Consider the following 17766-nt stretch of genomic DNA (forward strand, 5'->3'; position numbering starts at 1 on the left):
GCCGCCCGCCCCGCTTGGGCCTAAACCGACCCGCATGTATACCATCGCTGCACTCTATCACTTCTGCCGCCTCGCCGATCCTGCGACCTTGCAGGGACCGCTGCTTGAGCTTTGCCGCGCGAATGGCATCACCGGCTCGCTCATCCTGGCCGAGGAGGGTGTCAACGGCACCATCGCCGGGCCGCGCGCCGGTATCGATGCCGTTCTGGCTCATCTGCGCGCCTGGCCCGGGTGCGAGACGCTCGAGCACAAGGAAAGCACCAGCGCGGCGCAGCCCTTCGGCAGGCTCAAGGTGCGCATCAAGCGCGAGATCGTCACGATGGGCCAGCCCGGCGTCGATCCGCGCGCCCGCGCCGGACATTACGTCGCGCCCGAGGACTGGAATCAGTTGATCGCGCAACCCGACGTCGCGGTGATCGACACGCGCAACGATTACGAAGTCGCTATCGGCACCTTTCAGGGCGCCGTCGATCCCGAAACCGCCAGCTTTCGCGACTTTCCCGCGTGGTGGGAGGCGAACAGGCACCGTTTTCACAACAAGCGGATCGCGATGTTCTGCACCGGCGGCATCCGCTGCGAGAAATCGACGAACTACCTGCTGGGTCAAGGGGTCGAGGATGTCTATCACCTGAAGGGCGGCGTCCTGAAATATCTCGAAGAGGTGCCACAGGATCAAAGCACCTGGCAGGGAGACTGCTTTGTCTTTGACGGGCGCGTCTCGGTCGGCCACGGCCTTGCCGTGGGGCCGCACTTGCTCTGCCACGCCTGCCGCCGCCCGATCCTGCCCGAGGACATGAAACGCCCCGAATACGAGCAGGGCGTCGCCTGCCATCAGTGCGCCGCTGAGACGACCAAGGCGGACAAGGCCCGCTTTCGCGAGCGGCAAAAGCAGATCGCCCTCGCCGAGGCGCGCGGCGAGCGCCACATGCTGAATATCCCCGGCCAAGAGGGCTGAGGCGGCACTGGCGCGCGCGCCTGCCGTTCACCGTTTCAGAAATACTCGTTCCCCGGATAGCAAAAACCGGCGACGCCCTGATCGGGGCGCGCCGGTTCACACTCAAGTCTTGCTACCGCTTTGCGGTGAATTCGCGGCGGCCCCCAGGGAGGAGGAGAGGGGCCGCCGCCATGACCGGATACCTTCGGGAGGAGGAGTGAGGCATCCGGATCCGGTGTCGCCCGCGCGCCGCGCGGGGCGAAAATCTTAGCCCTGGTGGCGCGTGCCGTAGACCGCCTGCCAAGCGTGGCTGGGGATGGTCGAGCGGCTCAGGCCCAAGTCGGCCAGCTCATGATCGGTCAGGCCCGACAGTGCGTTGACCGTCTGGCGGTACGAGCGGCGGCGTGCCACCTTGTTCTTCATGTCGCTGAATGCGGCGGACAGCGAATGTCCGGCGGTTGCGCGGCCTGCATGTGCGTGCGATGCGTAGCTCATGTGATGTTCCTTCGTCTTTGCGTTGCTGCGGCGGCCCGGATCGGCGTGGCAGCCTGTGTGCGTCTGTTGCCCTTACATACGCCGTTGCTGCAGGTGCACAATACCGCCTTAAGACAATGCTGCTATGCGGCATTTGCATAGGTGAAAGTGACCTAGCGTCATTGAATCGTCACGATTTTCTGCCGTCTTTCCGATCGCCCTTGCCCCGGCGGCGAAAATTGCCACCTATGGACCATCACATTCGAGGAGGGACGTCATGGCCGTGACACGCAGCGAAATCGAAGCCCAACTGGACCGGATCCAGCTGCCGGATGGCGGCACGCTGATGTCCCGTGACTGGGTGCGCGCGCTCAGCGTGGAGGGCGGCGAGGTTCGCTTTGTCCTCGAGGCGCCCAGCCCCGAAATTGCCCGCCAGAGCGAGAATGTCCGCGCCGCCGCCGAACGCGTGATCGCCGACATGCCCGGCGTCAGCCATGTCTCGGTCGCGCTGACGGCGCATGGTCCCGCGGCCAAGGCGCCGCCCCAACCGCCGCAGCAGGGCCAGGAGCCGCCCAGCCTCAAGATCGGCGGGCATCCCAAACCGCAGCAAGGCTCGATGAAGCCGGCGAGCGTCAAGTCGATCATCGCGGTCGGCTCGGGCAAGGGGGGCGTCGGCAAATCGACGGTCTCTTCCAACCTCGCTGTCGCGCTGGCGCGGGCGGGCAAGAAAGTGGGCCTGCTGGATGCTGATATCTACGGCCCCAGCCAGCCGCGCATGATGGGCGTTTCCAGGCGCCCCGCCAGCCCCGACGGCAAGACGATCGAGCCCTTGCACGCCCATGGTGTGACGCTGATGTCCATCGGCCTGATGCTGGATCCGGCCAAGGCGGTTGTCTGGCGCGGCCCGATGCTGATGGGCGCACTGCAACAGATGATCAGTCAGGTGAACTGGGGCGAGCTCGACGTGCTGATCGTCGATCTGCCCCCTGGCACCGGAGATGTGCAGCTGACCCTCTGCCAGAAGGCCGAGCCGTCCGGCGCGATCATCGTGTCCACCCCGCAGGACGTGGCCCTTCTGGATGCGCGCAAAGCGATGGACATGTTCAGCACGCTCAAGACGCCGATCCTGGGCATGATCGAGAACATGAGCACCTATGTCTGCCCCGAATGCGGCCATGAGGCGCAGATCTTTGGCCATGGTGGGGTCAAGGCCGAGGCCGAGAAGCTGGGCCTGCCCTTCCTGGGATCGCTGCCCATCGACCTTGATACGCGCCTTGCGGGGGATGCAGGCACGCCCATCGCGGCCGGGGACAGCCCGGCGGCGGCGGCCTATGCGGCGCTGGCACAGCGGCTGATCGAGGGCGGCATCATCTAGGGCCTGAACCAATCAGGCGCCGGCAGCGTTGAGGCTTGTATTCAAACGGAGCATTTCATGACCGTCCTCATCCTCTATGTCGCCACGTTTGCCGTGTTTCTGGTTTTAGATTATTTTGCCCTCAGCTATCTGATCAAGCCGACCTTTGAGAAGGATATCGCGCCCCTCTTGCTGGATAGCCCGCGATTGGGCCCGGCTGTGGTGTTTTACGCCTTCTACGTGGGCGTTCTTATGTGGTTCGTCAGTTGGCCCGCAATGGAGGCCGAGAAATCGCTGCTCTGGGTCTTTGGCACAGGCGCACTGATCGGGGCGATGGCCTATGGCACCTACGAGTTCACCAACCTTGCCACGCTCAAGGATTGGACATGGCGCATGGTCGCCACCGATTTCACATGGGGCACGTTCCTGACCGCCACATCGGCAACTGCCGGTGTTGCCGTGGCGCGCGCGTTGGGCTAGGCGCCCGGACGTTCCACCGCGACGAGGCCCAGCTTGCGCGCCGAGGCAAGCGACAGGATGCCGCTATCCAGCCCCTCGGGCTTTTGGAATTTGCGCACGGCGGCGCGGGTGCGGGCATCCATCGCGCCGTTGATCGCGCCGGTGTAGAGCGTGCGCGCCCTGAGCGCGCGCTGCAGCGAGGCGACAAAATTGGGTGTGAGGTCTGCGGGGCAGGGCGTCTCAAACCACGTTACCTGCCGCTCGGTCACGATCTCCTGCCGCGTATCCGTCTTGTAGATGCCGGGTCTGGATACCGTGCCATCGGGCGACGTCTGGGGCGGCTGTACAAGGACCTGCTCCGTCACCGTCTCGATCACCGCAGGCGTCACCAGTTTGCCCCAGCAGGTGCCCGGCGCGGCGCCGGGGGGCGCCTCGGCCAGGGTCTGGACGAGGTCGGGTTCGCCCCCACCCGGCGCGTCGCAAGCTGCCAGCGCCAGCAAGGCCAGCAAGGCCAGCAAGGTTAGGGAACGAAAGGTCAATGCGCATGCCTCGGTTGGCGGTCTGTTGCCGTATTGAGGGCAGGTTAGACCGTTTCGCAGCCGCAGGAAAGACGACGCGGCCTCAGTCTTGCGCGTCCGGGGCCAGCAGGCTGTCCAGCATGTCCGAGATATCCTCGATCTTTTCAGCCAGTACATGCGCGACGCCGTGAGCGCGCTGCACCCGGCCGGTGACGCGCAGAAGGCGCCCGGCAATCACGGCGCGCCTGAAGGCCTCATACATCTTGCGCCAGACGATCACGTTGACCACGCCCGTCTCATCTTCGAGCGTCAGGAAGATGACGCCCTTGGCGGTGCCGGGCCGCTGACGCAGGATGACAAGCCCGGCCACCGTTACCCGCGCGCCGGCCGGCGGCTGGCCCAGCCGGGCGGCAACCAACGCCGAGGGTGGGCGCGGCCAATCATGAGAGGGATGCGGGCGGGCGGCGTGATTCTGCATGCGAACAAAAATAGAACAAACGGCCTGCCGTGCAACTCTTTCCGTATATTCGGCGCGAATCCTCTGGCCTGTGCAGGGTGTGACCGCTAGGTATCCGCCAACCGCCATCAGAGGGAGTTCGCGAGCATGGCCAAGATCACCTATGTCGAGCATAACGGGACCAAGCACGTGGTCGATGTGCCTACGGGCCTCACCGTCATGGAAGGCGCGCGCGACAACAATATCCCCGGCATCGAGGCCGATTGCGGCGGCGCCTGCGCCTGCTCGACCTGCCATGTCTATGTCGATGCCGCATGGGTCGAGAAGCTGCCCGCCAAGGACGACATGGAAGAGGACATGCTGGATTTCGCTTACGAGCCCGATCCTGTCCGCTCGCGCCTGACCTGCCAGATCAAGGTGACCGATGATCTGGATGGTCTCGTGGTGCAAATGCCCGAAAAGCAGATCTGATGGCCGGCGGGGCGCGGCGTTCAGCCTTGCGCCCCTTGCGGGCGGCCCGCCCGCCGCGCGCTGCTGATGCTGTGCCTGTGGCTGGCCGGAAAGAGGGCCGCATCGGGCGCTTCAGCAAAGCGGTTCTGCGTGCCGCGCCTTAGCTGAGGTAGAACCGCTCGGCCTGTTTGGGCGCGGGGGCGGGCATGTCCAGATGCGGCGCGAGGCTGATCTCGATCGTGCGGCACATGGCATCGAGGGGCAGGCCGTTCACGGTCTCGCCAAAGGGATGCGCCAGCTCTTCGGTCACTTCGGCAAGACCGAAGAAGATATAGGCGATGATCGCGACGAACAGGAGCGACATCCATCCCGCAGACTCGACCAGCCCGAAGGGAAGCAGCCCGCAATAAAGGTAGGTCGTGCGAAAGATCAGCAGCGAATAGACGTAAGGCAGCGGCGTCGTCGCGATCCGCTCGCATCCCGCCTGGGCGAGGGCGATGGAGGCCAGACGCTCGGACAAGGCGCGGCGGGCAAAGCCATCGGGCGCGGCGCGCGCCACGGCCTCTGCCGCCTGGTTCATAAGCGCGCAGGGTGGATGGGGCTGGTCCAGATCCTCGGGGGCCAGCCATTCACGCGGGGCGGTTTCGGCGGGCAGTTGGCGCAGGTTCATCCGGTGCGCATGGATGAAGGCGATGACGAGGCGCAGGATATTGCGACGATCCGCCGCGTCGGGCAGAAAGATCTCGACCTCCCGCCCGAGGCTGCGGGTATCGGCGATCAACTGGCCCCAGAGCCTGCGCCCCTCCCACCAGCGATCATGCGCCGCATTGTTGCGAAAGCCGAGGAAGAGCGACAGCGCGATGCCGAAGACCGCGAAGGGCGCCGTATCGGTGTGGGGCAGCAGGTTATACGCGAAATCGACCCAGATCAGTAGTCCGGCAAACACCGTGACCGCGATGATACGCGGCAAAATCCGCGGCAGCACCGAGCCGCGTACGGAAAAGAGCAGCTGCAGCGCCCCGGGTTTGTCGCGGATGATCACGCGCGGCGCGTCACAATGCGCGCCAGCCGATGTCGCGGCGGCAGAAGCCTTCGGGCCAGTCGATGCGGTCGACCATCGCATAGGCGCGGTCCGCGGCCTCGCGCAGGGTGGCGCCGCGAGCGGTCACGTTCAGAACGCGCCCGCCCGATGCGGTGATCTGGCCATCCTTGGCGCCGGTGCCCGCGTGGAACACCATGTTGAAGCTGTCGGCAGGGCAGTTCCCCAGCCCGCCGATGACGCTGCCCTTGGCGTAGTCGCCGGGATAGCCCTTGGCCGCCATCACCACCGTCAGCGCGTGATCGTCGGCCCAGTTGACCTGCGCAGCATCCAGCCGCCCCTCGGCGGCGGCATGCATCAGATCAAAGGCCTGGGCGCCAAGGCGCATCATCAGCACCTGGCATTCGGGATCGCCAAAGCGCGCGTTGTATTCGACAAGGCGGGGCTGCCCGTTCTCGATCATCAGACCCGCATAGAGCACGCCTTGGAAGGGCGTTCCGCGCTTGGCCATCTCCGCAATGCAGGGTCGCACGATGCGGTCCATCGCGATGGCCTCGATCTCGGGCGTCAGCACGGGGGCGGGGGAATAAGCGCCCATGCCGCCCGTGTTGGGGCCGGTATCGCCCTCACCCACGCGCTTGTGGTCCTGGGCCGAGCCGATGGAGAGGATGTTGGTGCCGTCGCAGAGAACGAACAGCGATGCCTCCTCGCCGGTCATGAACTCCTCAATCACAACCTCGGCTCCCGCGCCGCCAAACGCTCCGCCGAACATGTCGTCGATGGCGTCATGCGCCTCGGCCACCGACTCGGCGATGATGACGCCCTTGCCAGCGGCGAGGCCGTCGGCCTTGATCACGATGGGCGCGCCCTGGGCGCTGGCATAATCACGCGCGGCGGCGGCATCGGTGAAATGGCCATAGGCGGCGGTAGGCGCGTTCGCGGTGTCGCAGATTTCCTTGGTGAAACTTTTCGATGCTTCCAGCTGCGCGGCGGCGGCAGAGGGGCCAAAGGTCAGCACACCCGCCTCGCGCAGACGGTCGGCCACTCCGGCGGCCAGAGGCGCCTCGGGGCCGATGATGACGAAATCTATGGCCTCTTCCTCGGCAAAGGTGACGACGGCGCCAGCATCCATGATATCAAGGCTGGCGCATTCCGCGATCGCGGCAATGCCTGCATTGCCCGGCGCCACGATCAGCCGGTCGCATTTGGGGTTCTGCAGAACAGCCCAAGCCAGGCTGTGCTCGCGCCCGCCGCTGCCGAGGATCAAGATGTTCATGCCGCTCTCCCAATGTCTGCGCGTCTGCGCATTCCATAGGGGCATGGCGGCGCGCAGGCAAGCAGGGGAGGGATGGAACGCAGCCGCGGGATGCCGCGTTGACGGAGCAGAACACTCGCAACGAGGAAAGGAAATGCAATGGCTGATATTTCTGACCGCAAAGTCGCAATTCTTGCCACCAATGGCTTTGAGCAATCCGAACTGGAATCCCCTCTGAAAGCGCTGAAAGAAGCCGGCGCCACTGTGCATGTCATCGCCCCCGAGGGCGGCGAGATCCGGGGCTGGGACGGCGATGATTGGGGCAACAAGGTCAAGGTGGATCACACGCTGGATGCCGTCAAATCGGCCGATTACGACGCGCTTATGCTGCCTGGAGGGCAGATCAACCCGGATATCCTGCGCGCCAATCCCGATGCCGTATCCTTTGTGCGCGCCTTCTGGGATGCCAAGAAGCCCATCGGCGCGATCTGCCACGCACCATGGCTACTGATTGAGGCCGAAATCGTCGATGGACGCCGCCTCACCTCCTACCCGTCCATCCGCAAGGATGTCGAAAATGCGGGCGGCAAGTGGGAAGACAGCGAAGTCGTTGTCGATCAGGCGCTGGTGACCAGTCGCAATCCCGACGATCTGCCCGCCTTCAACGCCAAGCTGATCGAGGAAGTCGCCGAAGGTAAGCACCGCGACCGCGCGGCATAAAGCAAGTCTCGCGGCGCATCTGCCGCGCGTCTTTTCAAGCGCGCCGGGATAGGGCATTGATGGGGCATGTCAGACCTCATCGATGATCCCGATCCCGGCGCGAATGCGCCAGAATTCTCGGTCTCGGACCTTTCGGGCGCGATCAAGCGGCTGATCGAGGGCGAGTTTTCCTTTGTGCGCGTCAAGGGCGAGATCGGGCGCGTGTCCCGGCCAAAGTCAGGGCACATCTACTTGGACCTCAAGGATGACCGCGCCGTGATCAACGGCATCATCTGGAAGGGTGTGGCGGGACGCCTGCCCGTCCAGCCTGAAGAAGGGATGGAAGTGGTCGCAACCGGCCGTCTGACCACATTCCCTAGCCAGTCTCGCTACCAGATCGTCATTGAGGATATCAAACCCGCAGGCGCGGGCGCGCTGATGGCGATGCTGGAGCGGCGCAAGGCGGCCTTGGCCGCCGAGGGTCTTTTTGATGAGGGCCGCAAGAAGCGTCTGCCCTACCTTCCCGAAATCATTGGCGTCGTCACCTCGCCCTCGGGCGCGGTCATCCGCGATATCCTTCACCGTTTGCGCGACCGGTTTCCGCGCAAGGTTATGATCTGGCCCGTCGCCGTGCAGGGCGAGCGCTGTGCGCCTGAAGTCGTGCGCGCGATCCAAGGCTTCAACGCCATGACCCCCGGCGGCGCGATGCCGCGTCCCGATCTGATCATCGTGGCGCGGGGTGGCGGAAGCATCGAGGACCTCTGGGGCTTCAACGAAGAAACAGTCGTGCGCGCCGCGGCGGCCAGTGACATCCCCCTGATTTCCGCCGTCGGGCACGAGACTGATACAACCCTGATCGACTACGCCTCCGACAAGCGCGCTCCGACACCCACTGCCGCCGCCGAACTGGCCGTGCCGGTCCGGCTGGAGCTGCTCGCATGGCTCGACGGGCAGGAGGGACGGCTGATCCATGCGCTCAGCGGCGGTGTGGCGCAGCGCGGCCAGCGCCTGCGCGATCTGGCCCGCGCGCTGCCCCGGCCCGAGGTTCTGCTGGACGGTCCGCGCCAGCGGATCGACGTCTGGGGCGATCGGCTGCCTGCCGCGCTGATCCGCGGCGTGCAGCTGCGCCGCGTGGCCTTGTCCGAGGCGGGCGGCGCCCTGCGCCCCGGTGTGCTGCGCCGGATGATCGAGGGCGACACCCGCCGCCTGACCGCGGCGTCCGAGCGGATGGGCGGCGCGCTGCAGCGCCGCACCCGGGACGATCGCCGCCGCCTTGATGCGCTGGCTGCGCGCTTTGCCACCCGCGCACCGGGCGAGGGCGTGGTGGCGCGGCGGGATCAGATCGACCGTATCGCGCAGCGTCTGTCTGCTGCCGGGCAGCGGCAGGTTGCCGGCTGGACCCAGCGCATTACCGCCCTCGACCGCCTGCGCGAGACGCTGGGATACAAGGCGACGCTGCAGCGCGGCTATGCGGTGGTGCGCGGCGATGGCGAACTGGTCACGACGCGCAAGGCAGCCAAGGCGGCAGGCGCGCTGGAGATCGAATTCGCCGATGGCCGCCTCAGCCTTGGCGGAGCGACAAGCGTGGCCAAAAAAAGACCCGCCAAGACGGATGCACCGGACCAGGGCAGCCTTTTCTAAGCGATCCCGGACCATCCGGGTCGCGGAAACGGTCGTTTCCGCGTTTCCCTGCCACAGACGATGCGCGACAAAACCGCGATATTGTCCGTTGCGCGCCGCGATTGCGCCCAGATTGCCCCGCATACCGACCGTCGAAGAATTGACGGAAGGATGCGTGCATGGATCGCCTGACCGAAATGGAAGCCTTCGCCACCGTGGTGGATCAGGGCGGCTTTACCGATGCGGCGCGCAAGATGGGCATTTCGAAATCCGCGGTCTCCAAGCATGTCTCGTCGCTGGAGGCGCGGCTTGGCGCGCGCCTGCTCAACCGCACCACGCGCCGGGTCAGCCCGACCGAAATCGGCCTTGCCTATTATGACCGCGCCCTGCGCGTGCTGAACGATGCGGGCGAGGCGGATGCGCTGGTCAGCTCGATGCAGAGCGATCCTTCGGGCCTTTTGCGAATCAGCGTCGCGACCGATTTCGGCGTGAACCACCTCAGCCCGGTTCTCGGCACGTTCCTGGACGAGTTTCCCGACATCACCGTCAACATGGTGCTGAACAATCGCTATGTGGAGTTGATCAGCGAAGGCTTCGACATGGCCATCCGCATCGGCGAGCTGGAGGACAGCACCCTGCGCGCGCGCAAGCTGACCGACACGACCAAGCGCATGATCGCCTCGCCCGGATATATCGCCAAATACGGACGCCCCACCAAGATCGACGACCTGAACGAGCATAAGCTCCTGCATTATTCCAGCCAGGCGGGCGGATCGGTGTGGAAGCTGACCGCGCCCTCTGGCGAAAAGCGCCAGGTGCGCACCGCTGGCGGCCTGTCGGTGAATGACGGGCAATCGCTGCTGAATGCGGCGATTTCCGGTCTTGGCATCGCCTATCTGCCCAGCTTTCTCTACGCCAAGGCGATGGAGCAAGGCCTGGTCGAGGATGTGATTCCCGATCTGCCGGTCGAAACCCAGGGCATCTATGCCGTCTACCCGCCGGGCCGGTTCACCCAGCCCAAGGTGCGCGCTTTCATCGACTTTCTGGTCCATGCCTTCGCCGACAAGGGCCCGACCGAGTGGTAGGCGCCTCCGCGCCCGCGACTTTCTGACCGCCTGATTTTCTGCACGCCGAAAACGGCCACCTGACCCCGGGCGCTCCAGCGCGACCCGGGTTTTTTTTCTTGTCCTGCCGGGCCGCACAGCCACTGTGCGCCAGCGCCGCTTGCCTTGCGCACGCACCGGCGCACATAACATCCGGGCAAAGACCTGAAAGGATTTTCCATGACCAAGCCTGTTTTGTTGACGATGTCCGGCTCGCTTCGCAAGGCGTCCTATAACCGGATGCTGATCGCCGAGGCTGTGCGTGCCTTCGGCGACGCCGAGGTGATCGAAGCGGATCTGAACCTGCCGCTCTACGATGGCGATGTCGAGGATGCCGGCATCCCGGCCCCGGTCCAGACGCTGATGGATCAGGTGCGCCGCGCCGATGCGCTGATTATCGGCGCGCCCGAGTATAACAAGGGGATTTCTGGCGTGCTCAAGAACGCGATCGACTGGCTCAGCCGGGCCAAGCCCTCGGTGCTGAAGGACAAGACCGCCGTCATCATGTCGGCCGCCGGCGGGCGCACCGGGGGCGAGACCGGGCATTTCATGACCCACCAGATCCTGACGCAGCTTCAGGTCAATGTCGTGCACGGGCCGTTGATCCTGGTCGCTGCCGCGCAAAACGAGTTTGGCGAGGATGGCGCGCTGAACAACGACTTCCTGAAAGGCCAAGTCGCCGACCGCATGGCACGCCTGCGCGAAATGCTGGGTTAGAGCGGCGGGTTCGCCGCGCCTAACTGAACCTGTTCGCGCCGAACGCCTCCAGTTCGGCATTTCCGCGGCCTCCGATCATATCCGCCACCCAGCGGCCTGTCTTGGGCCCGCCCGTCAGGCCTATATGTTGGTGCCCGAAGGCCGCATAGACGCCGCTGGCGCCCATCTGGCCGATCATCGGCAGGCTGTCGGGGGTCGAGGGGCGGTACCCCATCCATTCCTCGACCTCCTCATATTCCAGATCGGGAAAGACCTTTGCCACGTTGCGGCGCAAGAGCTCGATCGGCCCGCGCGAGATCTTGGGCGAGGTGCCGCCCAACTCAACCATGCCGGCGCAGCGCAATCCCTGCGCCATCGGGTTCACGGCGAACTTGCCGCTGGTCATCATCAAGGGCATACGCGGCATCTGCGAAGGGCTCTTGAACTCCAGGTGAAAGCCCCGCTCTGCGACCAAGGGCACCTTCACCCCCAGCTTGCGCGCCAGCGGCTCGGACCAGATGCCGGCGGCCAGCACGGCGGCATCGCAGGGAAGGGGCCCCTGATCGGTGATCACCTCGGTGATCTGGCCATCTAACATCGTCACATCGCGCATCTCGGCCCGGCGATAGGTGCCGCCCTCATCCTGCAGCACTTGGGCCAGATCGGTCATATAGGCGCCCGGATTGGTGACATGACCATGCCCGCGCAGCCGCACAAGGCACTGGGTCGCGGCGCCCAGCATCGGCTCGACCTCGCGCACGGCGGGGCCCTCTATCACCTCGGGCGCGTATCCGGCGGCGCGGCGCAACCCCCACCCATAGGCATCTGCCTCAAAAGCGGCGCGGTTGGCATAGGCCCAGCCGAAATCACTGGACGCGATCCAGCGCTCGGCCCGCGTGCCGCGCGCCAAGGCGCGGTGCTGATCGACCGAATCGTGCAGAAGGTGCGACAGCGCGGCCGATATCTCGCGCGTCTTGGCATCCGACGAATTGCGCAGGAATTGCCGCAGCCACGGCGCAAGGCGCGGTAACTGCCCCCACTGGATCGACAGGGGCGCATCGCGGGATGTCAGGTATTTCAGCCCGGTCCAGGCAATGCCCGGCCCGCTGATCGGCACGACGGCCCATTCCGCCAGAAGGCCCGCATTGCCGTAGGACGCCCCGGCGCCCGGCCCGTCTTTGTCAATAAGGGTCACGTCATGGCCTGCGCGACGCAGCCAGATGGCCGAGGACAGCCCGCAGATACCTGCCCCGATGACGATGATCTTTTGCGCGCGCATGGCAGGCTCCCGGTTTGCTCGCCGCCAGCTAAGCCAGTTTACGGCGCCGCGGCAAGAGAGACGGCACCAAAGAAAAACCCCGCCTCGGCAGGACCTGGCTCATTCCGGGTTTTGGGACATAGAGAAGCCCCGGCAGAATAATCTGCCGGGGCCTCTTGACGAAAACACCTCTGTTCAGCGCGCTTCGAACCGGCGCCAGAGCGGTGTGCCGTGGAAGAGCCAAGGCCGATACAGCACGCGCCGCGGATCTGGTGATTTGGGTTGCTTCGAATCCTTGGGAACGAGATCAGCACCAAGACGCATCGCAGGTGTTCTCTGAACCGGTGTCTTGGACCTACGCTTTGGCACCTGGATCATATCATTGCTGCCAGGGATGCGAACAGAGGACAGTCCCTTAGCAACAGGGGCAGTGCTATCGCCTGCCGCTGCCGCTCCGACATACTGCCGCAGTTCGAACCAGTTGTAGTAGATCCGGTAGATGTTCAGGATTGCAACCAGCACCGCCGGGTTGAACACTGCGCCGTTGATGAAGCTGGGTCCATTTCTCGACCCTTTTCTACCAGCGCGTTCTGTATGGCTTGTTCGGTCCCTGAGAGAACCCATAAATGCCGAGACAGGCTGAATCGTGGCTTTAAGGATGCGGCGCGATAGTGCCGCGCGAAGTTCCCCATCTCGGACATCCTGATCAAATGCCAGACCTTTCAGTTGGGCGCGATATTTCTTACGGAGGACAGGAAAGCCAACGACTTTATTGGTTTCCCCATAATGTTGAACCGGAGATTTTATCCATACTTGTGGATATTGCGACGACTGAAAATTCATCGTAGCGAATTGATATCTTCCGCCAAACCGATCCGTCCCAAACTTCGTCGCCATGTATTCTGCGCAGAACATCTCCAAGAGTTTGTAGTTGGGGATATCCTCTTTTGAGATTGATAACACATCGATCTTGAATGTTTCGAAGGCCTCTTTGAAATTCGCGATCCGAACGGCATTGACTGGACTGGAAGCCTTTTTATCGAATGAGATGACAATCCACTCGAATTGATCATCATTGATAAGATCGCGAAAGACGTGCGGAACGACGCGACCCATCGCTGCCTCCTGCTCGCCAACCAGAGTTATTTTTCCCTTGGGAAGCATCTCTTTCAGGCAGGCAAGGTGTGCCGCCTTCGTATATGTTGGCTTGACCATCATCCCTTGGAAGCTGCCGCGGAAGTCCCGGTTGGTGTCCTTGAAGCCAAAGTAGCCTTCGCGAATCTCATCTATTATTGCGCGCCTCTGTCGCGCGTGAGTGAGTCCTTCCTCGACTTCCGTGGGCAACGGGAACCCGTGCGCGATCTCATCTTCGTAGGCCTTATTCAATCGCTCGGAAAACACTCGCCAGCTCCCTTCGGCACTGGCAAAAAGGGCCGGCTCATCGAAGCGCCCTGATGGGCGTTGAAAATGTAGCAGAGGAGCTGTGAAGCGCTCCCCGCTGCTGCGGATGTATTCCTTCCGTATATTGTTCGGCGCACCATCCTCATCGAGATAGTGTTCCTCGAAGAACTTCGCAGGATCGACTCGAGGGTCGAAGTTTGCATCAATGCGAAAGACATACCCGCTGCGGATATCCGCAGAAACAGAGAACCAAAGTTGTGTCAATCGGCGGTCGATCTTAGATTCCCAATTCACAGAAATCACGACATCGTCGTGTGCAATCCGCATGTGGCTAAAACGTCCAGATTTTTCCTGCCTACTCTTCCACTCTTTGAGCTTTGCTCTCTCGAATGCCAGTAGCGTTTTTTCGAGCCAGAATATGCGGCTGTAAAGGCGACTCACGCCGATCTTCTTGCCAGTGTCCGGGTCCGTGAGCAGGCGGCGGATATCGTGTATTCCAGAGCCATTCACAATGTTCCTCAGGAGTCGCACATTGTCGCGCTTCACCACCTGCGACTGATGGTCCAAGGAAACAGATATTCAAGCACCCGGTTTGCCCTTGCAAGGCTTGTGGATGATCCGAAACCCGGATGGTTTCTCCTCACGCCTACTCGTGGCTTTCAGCTTTCCGTGGGCTCCATTGAAGATGAACTCATCTGGGCGGTTGATATAGCGAATACCGCAATGGCCACAGGTCGGCCCCGCCAGCGAGCCGTTCTGGGTGAGGAGGCGATCAAGTTCATCGCTGAAATGCTGGTTGGACAGCACATTGAAAGAAATCTCGCAGCTTCTGTTTCTCTTCCGGTGGTGGCAAATTAAATCGCGTCCATCATCCCAAGCACGGGGATCCGTTTGGTATTCGAATGCTTCCGATACCCGTGTGTGCTTGTCATCCCCGTCAAGGGTGTATTTTCCAAGGCCTGTGGTAAGTGCTGATATGCTTGTTGCGGCCAACTGCCTGCGTTCTTGTGCGTTTGGCCCCTTGAAAACAGGGATCTCAAAATCAGGGGCAACCCCAAAATTTCCACAATCCGGATCACCACAGGTGTTCAGGTTGATTTCAGACAGGATTGGTGGGTATAATGCTTCCAACCATAGCTGCGGGATGCTCTCGACCATTCGATTTCCGATCTTCCGTTGCATCAGGTTGGCCCTTCTGAGCCGCCCACCACATTGGCTGATTGTCTGAAACCGGAAATCCGCGGGCGATTTTTATTCGATGTGTTGCTGAGGGAAAACACTCCCTCACGAGCAACAATCCACTACCAAAAAACACTCCGAAAAATCAAACGCCTACCGAGATATTTCTCGGTAGGCGTTGCTTTTGTGTCCCAAAACCCGGAATGAGCCAGGCAGGACCGGGACGGGGCTTTGTTTTAAACCGCTTGCGCGGAAGCTGCTCGGCTTAGCCCTGACGGGCCTTGAAGCGGCGCTGGGTCTTGTTGATCACGTAAACGCGGCCTTTGCGGCGCACGACGCGGCAATCCCGGTGCCGGTTCTTGAGCGAGCGGAGCGAGTTGCGAACTTTCATCGTTCATCTCCTGTCTGTCGCGGCGCGGGCCAGCGCCTGAGGTTGCGGGCGGATCCGAAATCGGAGCCAGTGAATTCATGGTGGGCGATACAAGGTTCGAACTTGTGACCCCTTCGATGTCAACGAAGTGCTCTACCACTGAGCTAATCGCCCATGAATACCAATACTTGCACCATGCTCCAAATATTCCGGAAACACGATCCTCGCGTCGGTTCGCCGGTCTATAAAAGGAGTCGGACCAAGGATCAAGGGGCTTTTGATCACTTGATTTATCAGTCTATCATGACCTGTCACGTTCGGAGCCGCAATGTCCAAAGCTGCCTATCACCTGCACGCCCCGAAGCGGCGCGAAACCAGCGTCGTCTTTGCGTCGCCGCACAGCTCTTGCGACTATCCGCCTGCCTTCCTCGCCCGGGTACGCCCAGACGCGCTGGCGATGCGCAGCTCGGAGGATGCTTTCGTCGATCGCCTCTTTGCCTCCGCGCCCGATCATGGCGCGCCGCTGCTTCTGGCCGGGGTACCGCGCGCCTTCATTGATCTCAACCGCAACGCGGACGAGCTGGACCCGGCGCTGATCGATGGGGCGCGCCACTATGGCCACAACCCGCGCATCGCCTCGGGGCTGGGCGTCATCCCGCGTGTCGTGGCGGGCGGTCGCGTGATCTATGACGGCAAGATCAGCATGGCCGAGGCGCGCCAGCGGATCGAGACCTATTGGCGGCCCTACCATGCCGCCCTTACGGCCGAGATGAACCGGGCGCATGCCGCCTTTGGCAATGCCATCCTGATTGATTGCCATTCGATGCCCCATGAGGCGCTGGACGGCACCGTGCGCAATGGCGCGCGCCGCCCCGACGTGGTGCTTGGCGACCGGTTCGGCGCCTCCGCCAGCCGCGAGATCACCGAGCGGATCGAGGCCGCGTTCCGCCGCGCCGGACTGACGGTCGCGCGCAACACGCCCTTTGCCGGGGCCTACATCACGCAGACCTATGGCCGCCCGCCGCGCGGCCGCCATGCCGTTCAGGTCGAGATCGACCGCGCGCTCTACATGGATGAGCGCACGGTCACGCCCAGCGGCGATTTCGAGGCGTTTCGGAAGGTGATGGTCGGCATTACCGCGGATCTGGCCGCGATCGGCCGCCCCCTGCGCATGCCGCTGGCTGCGGAATAGCGGGTCAGCGCAGTGCGCGTCCCTTGACGATGGCCGCCTCCCCGAACCGCGCACGGATCTGGTCGCGCGCCCGCTCGGCCCCGCTGCGCCGCAAGGCGCCGGGATCCAGCAGGTCGCCCGAGAGATCGGCCGCGCTTTCATCCACGAGGTCCGACAGTCCGACCCCGATCAGGCGAAAGGGCGCCTCGTCCGCCGCGCCATCCATCAGCACGCGCGCGGTGCGATAGATCGTGTCGGCCATCTGGCTGGCATCGCGTAGTGATTGGCGGCGGGTCAGGCTGGTATGGTTGGCACGCTTCAGCTTCAACGTGACGACGCGCCCGGCCAGTTGCCGCGCCTTGGCGCGGTCCGACACTTTCTCGGCCAGGCGCCAGATATGCCCGTCGAGGATGTCCAAGTCGCCCGTATCCTCGTTGAAAGTCGTCTCGTTCGAGATCGACTTGACCGGTGCGCGCGCATCCACCCGGCGATGATCCTCGCCGCGCGCGAGATGCCAAAGCCGGTCGCCCATCGCGCCAAAACGCGCGTGCAGATCCGTCCGCTCCCAGCGCAGAAGGTCCGAAAAGGTCCGGATGCCCGCCGCCTCCAGCGACGCCTGCGCGGCTTGCCCCACGCCCCAGATCAGGCGCACGGGTTTCTCCCTAAGGAAATCCCCGGTCTCGGCCGCGCCGATCACCGAAAACCCCCGCGGCTTGTCCAGATCCGAGGCGATCTTGGCCAGAAACTTGTTATGGCTGAGCCCGATCGATCCCGTCACGCCCAGTTCGCCGCGCATCCGCTGCACCAGCCGCGCCAGCATCACGGCAGGCGGCGCGCCATGCAATCGCGCGGTGCCGCGCAGATCCATGAACGCCTCGTCCAGCGACAAGGGTTCGATGGCGGGGGTCATATCCTCCATCATCGCGCGGATCTGGCGCGATACGGCAGCATAGACCTCCATCCGCGGCTTGATGACGACTGCATCGGGGCAAAGCTTCAGCGCCTGAAACATCGGCATGGCCGAGCGCACGCCGCGAATGCGCGCCACATAGCAGGCCGTCGACACCACGCCGCGCCGCCCGCCACCTATGATCACCGGCTTGCCTTCCAGCGAGGGATCGTCGCGCTTTTCCACGCTGGCATAAAAGGCGTCGCAATCCATATGCGCGATGCCCAGATCGTAAAGCTCGGGGTGCGAGATGACACGCGGGCGCCCGCAGGCCTCGCAGCGGCGTTGCGCGGGGTCGTTCTCGGTCAGGCAATCGCGGCAAAATGCAGGCATGGCCCAGTCTAGCACGTCCTCTGGCGGGCGCTAATCCCGCCCGTTCT

At 63.5% G+C, this 17766-nt stretch carries 19 protein-coding genes and 1 tRNA gene; 9 read left to right on the top strand and 11 right to left on the bottom strand.

All coding sequences use genetic code 11. The annotated features are described in order from the left end of the window. The first annotated feature begins 34 nt into the window (after positions 1-34). The gene (gene trhO, locus ACEWPL_RS11105; RefSeq protein WP_393934235.1) at positions 35-955 is read left to right on the top strand and encodes an oxygen-dependent tRNA uridine(34) hydroxylase TrhO; all 921 of its coding nucleotides are present in this window, start codon (positions 35-37) and stop codon (positions 953-955) included. 246 nt (positions 956-1201) lie between these two features. On the opposite strand, the gene ACEWPL_RS11110 is transcribed toward trhO, so the two are convergent. Further along, a complete protein-coding gene (locus ACEWPL_RS11110; protein WP_393934234.1) occupies positions 1202-1429 on the bottom strand; it encodes a DUF1127 domain-containing protein in 228 nt (75 codons plus the stop codon). A 256-nt stretch (positions 1430-1685) separates the two neighbouring features. Between ACEWPL_RS11110 and ACEWPL_RS11115 the strand changes: the two genes are divergently transcribed. Beyond that, positions 1686-2783, top strand: coding sequence for an Mrp/NBP35 family ATP-binding protein (locus tag ACEWPL_RS11115; protein WP_393934233.1), 1098 nt, complete (start codon positions 1686-1688; stop codon positions 2781-2783). Between the two features lie 57 nt (positions 2784-2840). Beyond that, entirely contained in the window at positions 2841-3242 is a 402-nt protein-coding gene (locus tag ACEWPL_RS11120) for a DUF2177 family protein (protein WP_393934232.1), read from the top strand. Here the strand turns inward: ACEWPL_RS11120 and ACEWPL_RS11125 are convergent. Then, positions 3239-3760 carry a peptidoglycan-binding domain-containing protein gene (locus ACEWPL_RS11125; protein WP_393934231.1) on the bottom strand — a complete coding sequence of 174 codons (522 nt, stop codon included), beginning with the start codon at positions 3758-3760 and terminating at the stop codon, positions 3239-3241. The two genes, ACEWPL_RS11120 and ACEWPL_RS11125, sit on opposite strands and share 4 nt — an antisense overlap. A gap of 82 nt (positions 3761-3842) precedes the next feature. Next, positions 3843-4217, bottom strand: a complete 375-nt coding sequence (locus ACEWPL_RS11130) for an OB-fold nucleic acid binding domain-containing protein (RefSeq protein ID WP_393934230.1) — start codon at positions 4215-4217, stop codon at positions 3843-3845. Between the two features lie 126 nt (positions 4218-4343). Between ACEWPL_RS11130 and ACEWPL_RS11135 the strand changes: the two genes are divergently transcribed. Further along, positions 4344-4667 carry a 2Fe-2S iron-sulfur cluster-binding protein gene (locus ACEWPL_RS11135; protein WP_393934229.1) on the top strand — a complete coding sequence of 108 codons (324 nt, stop codon included), beginning with the start codon at positions 4344-4346 and terminating at the stop codon, positions 4665-4667. Positions 4668-4806: 139 nt separating this feature from the next. Here ACEWPL_RS11135 and ACEWPL_RS11140 read toward each other — a convergent pair whose 3' ends face one another. Together ACEWPL_RS11140 and purD are read right to left on the bottom strand one after the other, a co-directional pair. Beyond that, entirely contained in the window at positions 4807-5769 is a 963-nt protein-coding gene (locus tag ACEWPL_RS11140; RefSeq protein ID WP_420744341.1) for a bestrophin family protein, read from the bottom strand. Continuing rightward, on the bottom strand, positions 5699-6961 hold the full coding sequence (gene purD / locus ACEWPL_RS11145) for a phosphoribosylamine--glycine ligase (protein ID WP_393934227.1): 1263 nt from the start codon (positions 6959-6961) through the stop codon (positions 5699-5701). The genes ACEWPL_RS11140 and purD overlap by 71 nt, the downstream gene beginning before the upstream one ends. 138 nt (positions 6962-7099) lie before the next feature. Here purD and ACEWPL_RS11150 point away from each other — a divergent pair, with 138 nt between their 5' ends. From ACEWPL_RS11150 to ACEWPL_RS11165, 4 genes are all read left to right on the top strand, one after another. Beyond that, positions 7100-7660 carry a type 1 glutamine amidotransferase domain-containing protein gene (locus tag ACEWPL_RS11150; protein ID WP_393934226.1) on the top strand — a complete coding sequence of 187 codons (561 nt, stop codon included), beginning with the start codon at positions 7100-7102 and terminating at the stop codon, positions 7658-7660. Between the two features lie 66 nt (positions 7661-7726). Continuing rightward, a complete protein-coding gene (gene xseA / locus ACEWPL_RS11155; RefSeq protein ID WP_393934225.1) occupies positions 7727-9280 on the top strand; it encodes an exodeoxyribonuclease VII large subunit in 1554 nt (517 codons plus the stop codon). 158 nt (positions 9281-9438) lie between these two features. Beyond that, positions 9439-10344: a LysR family transcriptional regulator gene (locus ACEWPL_RS11160; protein WP_393934224.1), complete on the top strand. Its 906-nt coding sequence runs from the start codon at positions 9439-9441 to the stop codon at positions 10342-10344. 198 nt (positions 10345-10542) lie between these two features. Then, complete coding sequence (locus ACEWPL_RS11165) at positions 10543-11079, top strand: NADPH-dependent FMN reductase (RefSeq protein WP_393934223.1); 537 nt, start codon at positions 10543-10545, stop codon at positions 11077-11079. Between the two features lie 19 nt (positions 11080-11098). On the opposite strand, the gene ACEWPL_RS11170 is transcribed toward ACEWPL_RS11165, so the two are convergent. The 5 genes from ACEWPL_RS11170 to ACEWPL_RS11190 form a co-directional block, all read right to left on the bottom strand. Next, complete coding sequence (locus ACEWPL_RS11170) at positions 11099-12337, bottom strand: NAD(P)/FAD-dependent oxidoreductase (RefSeq protein ID WP_393934222.1); 1239 nt, start codon at positions 12335-12337, stop codon at positions 11099-11101. 174 nt (positions 12338-12511) lie between these two features. Beyond that, entirely contained in the window at positions 12512-14266 is a 1755-nt protein-coding gene (locus ACEWPL_RS11175; RefSeq protein WP_393934221.1) for a hypothetical protein, read from the bottom strand. Between the two features lie 30 nt (positions 14267-14296). Next, positions 14297-14899, bottom strand: coding sequence for a hypothetical protein (locus tag ACEWPL_RS11180; protein WP_393934220.1), 603 nt, complete (start codon positions 14897-14899; stop codon positions 14297-14299). Positions 14900-15161: 262 nt separating this feature from the next. Next, the gene (gene ykgO / locus ACEWPL_RS11185; RefSeq protein WP_005850168.1) at positions 15162-15287 is read right to left on the bottom strand and encodes a type B 50S ribosomal protein L36; all 126 of its coding nucleotides are present in this window, start codon (positions 15285-15287) and stop codon (positions 15162-15164) included. Positions 15288-15365: 78 nt separating this feature from the next. After that, positions 15366-15440: transfer RNA gene (locus tag ACEWPL_RS11190), tRNA-Val, on the bottom strand. A gap of 154 nt (positions 15441-15594) precedes the next feature. On the opposite strand from ACEWPL_RS11190, the gene ACEWPL_RS11195 reads away from it, so the two are divergent. Continuing rightward, the gene (locus ACEWPL_RS11195) at positions 15595-16458 is read left to right on the top strand and encodes an N-formylglutamate amidohydrolase (protein WP_393934219.1); all 864 of its coding nucleotides are present in this window, start codon (positions 15595-15597) and stop codon (positions 16456-16458) included. A gap of 4 nt (positions 16459-16462) precedes the next feature. Here ACEWPL_RS11195 and ACEWPL_RS11200 read toward each other — a convergent pair whose 3' ends face one another. After that, on the bottom strand, positions 16463-17719 hold the full coding sequence (locus tag ACEWPL_RS11200) for a DNA polymerase IV (protein ID WP_393934218.1): 1257 nt from the start codon (positions 17717-17719) through the stop codon (positions 16463-16465). Positions 17720-17766 lie beyond the last annotated feature (47 nt).

The organism is Roseovarius roseus (assembly GCF_043355935.2).
GTDB classification, from domain to species: Bacteria; Pseudomonadota; Alphaproteobacteria; order Rhodobacterales; family Rhodobacteraceae; genus Roseovarius; species Roseovarius roseus.

Coding starts and splice junctions, on each gene's coding strand:
- ACEWPL_RS11195 (WP_393934219.1), top strand. CDS start 15,595: ATGTCCAAAGCTGCCTATCACCTGCACGCCCCGAAGCGGCGCGAAACC.
- ACEWPL_RS11200 (WP_393934218.1), bottom strand. CDS start 17,719: ATGCCTGCATTTTGCCGCGATTGCCTGACCGAGAACGACCCCGCGCAA.
- ACEWPL_RS11150 (WP_393934226.1), top strand. CDS start 7,100: ATGGCTGATATTTCTGACCGCAAAGTCGCAATTCTTGCCACCAATGGC.
- ACEWPL_RS11165 (WP_393934223.1), top strand. CDS start 10,543: ATGACCAAGCCTGTTTTGTTGACGATGTCCGGCTCGCTTCGCAAGGCG.
- trhO (WP_393934235.1), top strand. CDS start 35: ATGTATACCATCGCTGCACTCTATCACTTCTGCCGCCTCGCCGATCCT.
- ACEWPL_RS11115 (WP_393934233.1), top strand. CDS start 1,686: ATGGCCGTGACACGCAGCGAAATCGAAGCCCAACTGGACCGGATCCAG.
- purD (WP_393934227.1), bottom strand. CDS start 6,961: ATGAACATCTTGATCCTCGGCAGCGGCGGGCGCGAGCACAGCCTGGCT.
- ykgO (WP_005850168.1), bottom strand. CDS start 15,287: ATGAAAGTTCGCAACTCGCTCCGCTCGCTCAAGAACCGGCACCGGGAT.
- ACEWPL_RS11130 (WP_393934230.1), bottom strand. CDS start 4,217: ATGCAGAATCACGCCGCCCGCCCGCATCCCTCTCATGATTGGCCGCGC.
- ACEWPL_RS11110 (WP_393934234.1), bottom strand. CDS start 1,429: ATGAGCTACGCATCGCACGCACATGCAGGCCGCGCAACCGCCGGACAT.
- ACEWPL_RS11140 (WP_420744341.1), bottom strand. CDS start 5,769: ATGCGATGGTCGACCGCATCGACTGGCCCGAAGGCTTCTGCCGCCGCG.
- ACEWPL_RS11180 (WP_393934220.1), bottom strand. CDS start 14,899: ATGCAACGGAAGATCGGAAATCGAATGGTCGAGAGCATCCCGCAGCTA.
- ACEWPL_RS11135 (WP_393934229.1), top strand. CDS start 4,344: ATGGCCAAGATCACCTATGTCGAGCATAACGGGACCAAGCACGTGGTC.
- ACEWPL_RS11120 (WP_393934232.1), top strand. CDS start 2,841: ATGACCGTCCTCATCCTCTATGTCGCCACGTTTGCCGTGTTTCTGGTT.
- ACEWPL_RS11160 (WP_393934224.1), top strand. CDS start 9,439: ATGGATCGCCTGACCGAAATGGAAGCCTTCGCCACCGTGGTGGATCAG.
- xseA (WP_393934225.1), top strand. CDS start 7,727: ATGTCAGACCTCATCGATGATCCCGATCCCGGCGCGAATGCGCCAGAA.
- ACEWPL_RS11170 (WP_393934222.1), bottom strand. CDS start 12,337: ATGCGCGCGCAAAAGATCATCGTCATCGGGGCAGGTATCTGCGGGCTG.